The sequence below is a fragment of the Aliiroseovarius halocynthiae genome (assembly GCF_007004645.1).
Lineage (GTDB): Bacteria > Pseudomonadota > Alphaproteobacteria > Rhodobacterales > Rhodobacteraceae > Aliiroseovarius > Aliiroseovarius halocynthiae.
The window spans coordinates 319,111-325,932 of the sequence record NZ_ML660020.1; the positions used below are offsets into that span (position 1 = coordinate 319,111).

The 6,822-nt window shown below is 55.8% G+C and carries 7 protein-coding genes; 2 read left to right on the forward strand and 5 right to left on the reverse strand.

Annotated features, from left to right (window positions below; genetic code table 11):
- Positions 1-185: 185 nt before the first annotated feature.
- From groL to FIL88_RS10480, 4 genes are all read right to left on the reverse strand, one after another.
- Entirely contained in the window at positions 186-1,835 is a 1,650-nt protein-coding gene (groL, locus tag FIL88_RS10465) for a chaperonin GroEL (protein ID WP_142853802.1), read from the reverse strand.
- Positions 1,836-1,887: 52 nt separating this feature from the next.
- Positions 1,888-2,175: a co-chaperone GroES gene (locus tag FIL88_RS10470; RefSeq protein WP_108855428.1), complete on the reverse strand. Its 288-nt coding sequence runs from the start codon at positions 2,173-2,175 to the stop codon at positions 1,888-1,890.
- Between the two features lie 138 nt (positions 2,176-2,313).
- The gene (locus FIL88_RS10475) at positions 2,314-3,438 is read right to left on the reverse strand and encodes a cytochrome-c peroxidase (RefSeq protein WP_142853803.1); all 1,125 of its coding nucleotides are present in this window, start codon (positions 3,436-3,438) and stop codon (positions 2,314-2,316) included.
- Between the two features lie 118 nt (positions 3,439-3,556).
- Positions 3,557-4,207: a DUF2161 domain-containing phosphodiesterase gene (locus FIL88_RS10480; RefSeq protein WP_142853804.1), complete on the reverse strand. Its 651-nt coding sequence runs from the start codon at positions 4,205-4,207 to the stop codon at positions 3,557-3,559.
- Positions 4,208-4,375: 168 nt separating this feature from the next.
- On the opposite strand from FIL88_RS10480, the gene FIL88_RS10485 reads away from it, so the two are divergent.
- Positions 4,376-4,906, forward strand: a complete 531-nt coding sequence (locus FIL88_RS10485) for a dihydrofolate reductase family protein (RefSeq protein WP_142853806.1) — start codon at positions 4,376-4,378, stop codon at positions 4,904-4,906.
- A 101-nt stretch (positions 4,907-5,007) separates the two neighbouring features.
- Positions 5,008-5,928 (forward strand): manganese-dependent inorganic pyrophosphatase, encoded by a 921-nt coding sequence (locus tag FIL88_RS10490; protein ID WP_142853808.1) that lies wholly within the window; start codon positions 5,008-5,010, stop codon positions 5,926-5,928.
- A 109-nt stretch (positions 5,929-6,037) separates the two neighbouring features.
- Here FIL88_RS10490 and FIL88_RS10495 read toward each other — a convergent pair whose 3' ends face one another.
- Positions 6,038-6,604 carry an MAPEG family protein gene (locus FIL88_RS10495; protein ID WP_142853809.1) on the reverse strand — a complete coding sequence of 189 codons (567 nt, stop codon included), beginning with the start codon at positions 6,602-6,604 and terminating at the stop codon, positions 6,038-6,040.
- Positions 6,605-6,822: the final 218 nt, after the last annotated feature.

Below are 6,822 nucleotides of genomic sequence, written 5' to 3' on the forward strand. Positions count from 1 at the left end.
GAAATCCAACGGAAATCCGGACGGCAACCCATGCGTCATCCCGCAAGCAAAGGAGCCGCCCCTCAAATGCAACAAAGGCGCCCCGAGGGACGCCTTTGTTTATTGTCGTATGGTTGGATGGCTCTCGGCAGATTGGCCTGACGGCCAATCGCCTGTCGCATCAGAATTCGCATAGCGAATTCTGATTACATCATGCCACCCATGCCACCCATGCCGCCCATGTCGGGCATGCCGCCAGCTGCAGCGCCGTCTTTTGCCGGCTTGTCAGCGACCATGGCTTCCGTGGTGATCAGAAGGCCAGCAATCGATGCTGCATCTTCCAATGCGGTACGTGCCACTTTGGCCGGGTCGATCACACCGAACGAGAACATGTCGCCATATTCTTCGGTCTGTGCGTTAAAGCCGAACGAAGTGTCGTCGCTTTCGCGCACTTTGCCAGCAACAACAGCGCCATCAACACCAGCGTTTTCAGCGATCTGACGCAGAGGCGCTTCGATGGCTTTCTGAACGATGACAATACCAGCGTTCTGGTCAGAGTTTGCGCCTTCCAGATCAGCCAGTGCTTTACCAGCCTGAACCAGAGCAACACCACCACCAACGATGACGCCTTCCTGAACAGCAGCACGCGTTGCGTTCAGAGCATCGTCGACACGGTCTTTGCGCTCTTTCACTTCAACTTCGGTCATGCCGCCGACGCGGATAACAGCAACACCGCCGGCCAGTTTGGCAACGCGCTCTTGCAGTTTCTCGCGGTCGTAGTCCGAGGTGGTTTCTTCAGCTTGGGTGCGGATCTGAGCAACACGTGCTTCGATCTCGGCTTTCTCGCCAGCACCGTCAACGATGGTTGTTTCGTCTTTGGTGATTTCGATTTTCTTGGCGGTGCCCAGCATGTCCATTGTGACGGACTCAAGCTTCATGCCCAGATCTTCCGAGATCACTTGACCACCGGTCAGGATCGCGATGTCTTGCAGCATGGCTTTACGACGATCGCCGAAGCCCGGAGCCTTAACAGCAGCAATTTTCAGGCCGCCGCGCAGTTTGTTGACAACCAAAGTTGCCAGCGCTTCGCCTTCAACGTCTTCTGCGATGATCAGCAGCGGTTTCTGCGACTGGATCACCTGCTCGAGCAGCGGAACCATCGACTGCAGCGACGAAAGCTTTTTCTCGTGCAGCAGAACCATGCAGTCTTCCAGATCTGCAATCATCTTGTCAGGGTTGGTCACGAAGTAGGGCGACAGGTAGCCGCGGTCAAACTGCATGCCTTCAACAACAGTGGTCTCGGTTTCCAGACCCTTGTTCTCTTCAACGGTGATGACGCCTTCGTTGCCGACTTTTTGCATCGCGTCTGCGATCTGCTGGCCGATTTCAGTTTCGCCATTGGCCGAGATGGTGCCAACCTGCGCAACTTCGTCGCTGTCTTTCACGTCACGGGCAGACGCTTTGATGCCTTCAACAACCTTGGCAGTTGCCAGGTCGATGCCGCGCTTCAGGTCCATCGGGTTCAGGCCAGCTGCAACCTGCTTCAGACCTTCGCGAACAATCGCTTGGGCCAGAACGGTGGCAGTGGTTGTGCCGTCGCCAGCTTCGTCATTGGTGCGCGAAGCCACTTCTTTGACCATCTGCGCGCCCATGTTTTCGAACTTGTCTTCCAGCTCGATCTCTTTGGCAACCGACACACCATCTTTGGTGATGCGGGGTGCGCCGAACGACTTGTCCAGAACCACGTTACGGCCTTTCGGGCCCAGGGTCACTTTGACAGCGTCAGCAAGGATATTGACGCCACGCAGCATTGCATTGCGGGCATCGGTGTCGAACTTTACGTCCTTAGCAGCCATTTAGCTTACTCCAGTAAATTCGTGTAATTCAGATAATTCAGTCAGCAGACGATCAGGACAGGATGCCCATAATGTCAGCTTCTTTCATGATCAGCAGCTCTTCACCGTCGACGGTGATTTCGGTGCCCGACCATTTGCCGAACAGGATCTTGTCGCCTTCTTTGACGTCCATTGCGATACGATCGCCATCGTCGTCCTTGGCGCCAGCGCCCACGGCCACAACCAGACCTTCGGCGGGTTTTTCTTTAGCGCTTTCCGGAATGATCAGACCGCCAGCGGTTTTTTCGTCGCTCTCTACGCGGCGAACAAGCACGCGGTCATGCAGCGGGGTAAAAGCCATATTCTAAGCTCCCTAAGCTCAGTTAACGTTCCATTAGCACTCACCTGTTGCGAGTGCTAATGGCGCATAGTTAGGAGTCACCTGTAAGGGAGTCAACAACGACCCGTGTTTTTTCGACGCCGCGACGCAGCAAGCATCTTAATCTTCCAATAAATGCTCGTATCGCTGATCCGTCAGCGTCTTCATGAATGCAACAAGCGCATCAATCCGTCGATCATCCAATGCGGGGCCTTCAGTCAACTCTGTAACCGACAGATTTTGCGGAATCTCGGGCATGGCCCATGGCTGCCCGGTTTCCGGGTTGATCTGACGCTTGGGGTTGGTGGTGTTGTATTTGTTATAGAACAACACCACCGTGCGCAGGTCTTTGAACACGCCATTATGCATATAGGGGCCAGTCACAGCAACGTTGCGCAGCGTCGGCACCTTGAAGCGCCCGGCCGCTTCGGCTGCATTCACGGCTGGGTTCGCTTTCAACCCCACATCTGGCCCTTCGACCCCATTTACACCGCGCACCTCTGCGTTCACCGGCGTTCCGATGTTGTGGTATTCATAGTTCGTAAAAGTCTCGTCCGCTGCGATCGGGGACGTGCGCAGTTGGTGGCACAGATTGCAGCTTGTAAACTGCTGCGAGGTGAACAACACGCGCCCTAACTCTTCTTCAGAGGTCAACTCGACCTGGCCCCGCAAGTAGCGATCATATTTGCTGTCAAACGGCGCAAAAAGCGGCGTGGTTTCAAAGGAAGCGATGGCCTGTGTCATCGCGTCATACACGCGCTCATCAGACGCCCAGACATCATCGCCGAACAACGCCTTGAACGCCGCGATATATACATCATCTTCTTTCAGGCGCTCAACGACGGATGCCTTGTCGGGCATGCCCATCTCGATCGGGTTCAAGGGTGGCCCGCCCGCTTGACCGGCCAGCCCGGCCGCGCGCCCATCCCAAAACATACCGCCGCGCCAAGCGGCTGTATCAAGCTGTTCGAAGTCCGGAGTGAACATAGCATAGCCTGCGGTCGGCGCGCTGCGGTCCCCAAGGCTTTCACCATCATCCCCCAGCGACACTGCGCGGCCTGCATCCGTCTCTCGCGGATCTACAAACGCGAATTCCGGATCATGGCATGTCGCGCAGGACTGCGTGCGGCTCTTTGACAGGTTCACGTCAAAAAACAGCGCCTCGCCCAGCTTTTCCATGGTGTCAAAAGCTGCTGCAGGCGAGGCGAAGGCAGTCAGTATGGCGGCAGTCAGAAGCAAGCGCATGCGAAAATTCCTTAGGTTGGCCCCGCCGTTCTAGCGCAGAAGACTGAGAGCGCAACTTGATCCCGATCAAAACAATCAGATTAATTGCACAACATAATACACACTTTGCGCGACGGTTTTATGTCTGATCGCGCCCGGTCTGCGTCAGGCCATAGACCCCGTGCGAGACCCGCTCGAACCAGCCATAGTGGTTTATCGCCATCATGTTTGTTGCCTTCGCGACCCCTGTGGCTTTGGCAACGTCAGCGCCGCGACTGGGTCCGCTTGCATCCAGATAGGCGCGCAGTTTTTCCGCATCCTGTCGATATGCAGTCACCAACTTACCATTCGTACCGCCAATGTTCGGGTCCCCTTCACGTCGCGCAAATTCGGACAACAACCGCCCTTTTCTAACCTTGGATTTACGCGGCTGGAACGGTCCGGGATCGGCATGTACTTGCACAAACCCATCATTCAGACGAACCGAGACCACGCCCAACCCCAGCCGCTTGCACAATCCGACATTGCCCTTGAAAGACCGCCAGCCTGCCTTTCCGGCCCATCGCGGCACCGCAACATAGACCAGATCACTGATGGCCTGCCGGGCGACAGCCTGTTGCAGCAGTGTCAGTGAAAACCCCGCCTTCAATTCAACTATCACCGGGACATCATCACCCGCCCGCAGCGCAACCACATCGGCCGCCCCAATCTCGGCTTTGACCTCATAGCCAAGACCTTCGAGCCACGATTTGATCGGGGCGTACAGCTCTGTTTCGGCAGGTTTCGTCATGCCCTCTTTCTATCCGCCACCCCGCTGCACGCCAAGCGGTTTACATCTGACGCATTTGCTGGCATCGTCGCCCCAGAAAGAGGAGTGCCCTGACAGTGATCAAGTAAGCCATCTGCATCAGATACCCCAATTGGGGAACGTTTACTTACACATGACAGGAGATCCCTCATGCGAGAGATCATTTATGACGTGGCCGTCAGCTTGGACGGCTTTATCGCAGCACCGGGCGGTGACGCCTCGGCTTTCCCGCAAACCGGCCCACACGCAGATGCCTATTTTGAACGGTTGGGCAGCTATGGCACCGTGATCATGGGGCGCAGCACCTATGAGTTCGGATACGCGTTCGGGTTGGAACCCGGCGCACGTGCCTATCCGCATATGGACCACCACATCTTCTCGACATCACTGAAGGTGCCAGAGGATGCTGATGTCGCGGTGATACGCGATGACTGGCTCGCGCAGTTGACTGCGCTGAAAAAGACCGGCGGCGCACCGATTTATCTGTGTGGCGGCGGGATGTTCGCCGGGTGGGTGGCCCAAAACGGGCTGGTTGATCGGCTGATCCTGAAACGCGCGCCCATCGTGCTGGGACAAGGCATTCGCCTGTTCGAGGGACTGACCGACCCGACGTCATGGGCAGCCGGTGCGGTGACCCCATACGACAACGGTGTCACCTTGCTGGAATACGCGCGCGCATAACAGGTATGCCCGCCCATCTTGCTGCGTTGCAGCAGGTGACAAGGGCGGGCATGCCCCCTATAAGGCGGCAAACTTGTCGCACAAAATAATGGATGACGCATATGACAACCCTCGTTTTTGGTCACAAATCACCTGACACGGACTCGACCGGTTCGCCGCTGATCTGGGCTTGGTATCTGAATGAAGTGAAGGGCGTTGAGGCAAAGCCAGTGCTGCTTGGCCAGCCCAACACCGAAGCCGCCTTCATGCTGAAGCGCTGGGGGTTCGATATGCTGGACATCATCGAAGACGTGGCTGACGACCAGCCCTGCGTCATCGTCGACACCAACAACCCGGCCGAGTTGCCCGCCAACATCAATGGCGCAGACGTTCAGGCCATCATCGACCACCACAAACTGGTCGGTGGTCTGGAAACCAAAGGCCCGATCGACATCACCATCCGTCCGCTGGCCTGCACCGCAACCATCATGTACGACCTGATGGGTGACGACGTCGCAAAAATGCCGGAGAATATCAAAGGCGCTGCCCTGACCTGCATCCTGTCGGACACGCTGGAATTCCGCTCGCCCACCACCACCGACCGCGACCGCGAAGTGGTGGCCGCTCTGGCCGCCGATCTAGGTGTGAATGTGTCCGAATACGCCGCCGAGATGTTCGCCGCCAAATCGGACGTGTCCGAGTTCTCGGACGCCGAACTGATCCGCATGGATTCGAAAGAATACGAAGTGTCGGGCACCAAGTTCCGCGTGTCGGTTCTGGAAACCACCGCGCCGGAAATCCCGCTGGGCCGTAAAGAAAGCCTGATGGAAACCTTCAAAACCGTCGCAGCCGAAGATGGCGTAGACGAGGTTTTGCTGTTCGTCGTGGACATCCTGAAGGAAGAAGCCACCCTGCTGATCCCGAACGACGTGGTAAAGGACGTGGCCGAAAAGAGCTTCGGTGCAACTGTCGAGGGCGACGCCGTGGTCCTGCCCGGCATCATGAGCCGCAAAAAGCAGATCATTCCGAACCTGGCTGTGTAAGCCGACTATGGCGCCATAGATCTGAAAGCCCGCGCAAACGCGCGGGCTTTTTTATGCGCCAGTACAAGCGCATGTTACATCGCACAAAATGCGGCCTGCGTTCTAGAGTTCACACAAAAAGACTAACAACCGCATAGCTGGCCAACCCATACAAAGAAACGAGACTAAGGCTCATTGCGAAGCCTCGTGCATTGTCGTTGCCAACCAAATAGAAATACGTGTGGGCCAATCTGCCCACCGCAAATCCCAAGATCCACACTTGGGCAGCAATAGTCACCGGCGAAATAAGACCAACTAGGATAGCCAGAAACACAAAATGAACTGTGTTCTCGGTCGCATTCCTATGCGCGTTATGGCGCCGCTGAAGCTCTTCCAGAGCTTCATCTGAAACGTCGTCTTTCGAGTTCGCACTCGCCGCCCATTCCTCGGGTGTCGCATGCATATCATACCGCAGGCGTGTAAGCTCGGTGCTGGTCATTAGCCATGTATGGTTTATCAACAGCAACACCGCCGCAAGAACCATCGCCACTGTTACCGCACGAGACGGCAATGCAACTACAAACCCATCAACTCCGGAAAATATTATATTTATCAGAAGACTAGCGATAATTAGAGCAACTGGATAAACAAGGATAATCTTGGTGTACTTCTTCTTTCTTTGCTGATCTTGGGACATCTGAAACTCGGTTTGTGAAGAATGATAAGTTTCTGAGATAGTAAGCAGCGTGTCCGCGTACAAGGAGTGGGGTGCATGAACGCAAGCCAATCTGAACGAGTATTCCGCAGATCACGACGCTTTGTTCATCAACATACGCGCTGTGCATTTAACGTGATCACAGCGCTGCAAGAAAACCTAGATCAGCTTTTTGAAAGCCCGTAACGCCAATGCGCAGC

What these genes read in the sequence shown, in the direction of transcription:
- groL (WP_142853802.1), bottom strand. Translation starts at nt 1,835, where the DNA reads ATGGCTGCTAAGGACGTAAAGTTCGACACCGATGCCCGCAATGCAATG.
- FIL88_RS10470 (WP_108855428.1), bottom strand. Translation starts at nt 2,175, where the DNA reads ATGGCTTTTACCCCGCTGCATGACCGCGTGCTTGTTCGCCGCGTAGAG.
- FIL88_RS10475 (WP_142853803.1), bottom strand. Translation starts at nt 3,438, where the DNA reads ATGCGCTTGCTTCTGACTGCCGCCATACTGACTGCCTTCGCCTCGCCT.
- FIL88_RS10480 (WP_142853804.1), bottom strand. Translation starts at nt 4,207, where the DNA reads ATGACGAAACCTGCCGAAACAGAGCTGTACGCCCCGATCAAATCGTGG.
- FIL88_RS10485 (WP_142853806.1), top strand. Translation starts at nt 4,376, where the DNA reads ATGCGAGAGATCATTTATGACGTGGCCGTCAGCTTGGACGGCTTTATC.
- FIL88_RS10490 (WP_142853808.1), top strand. Translation starts at nt 5,008, where the DNA reads ATGACAACCCTCGTTTTTGGTCACAAATCACCTGACACGGACTCGACC.
- FIL88_RS10495 (WP_142853809.1), bottom strand. Translation starts at nt 6,604, where the DNA reads ATGTCCCAAGATCAGCAAAGAAAGAAGAAGTACACCAAGATTATCCTT.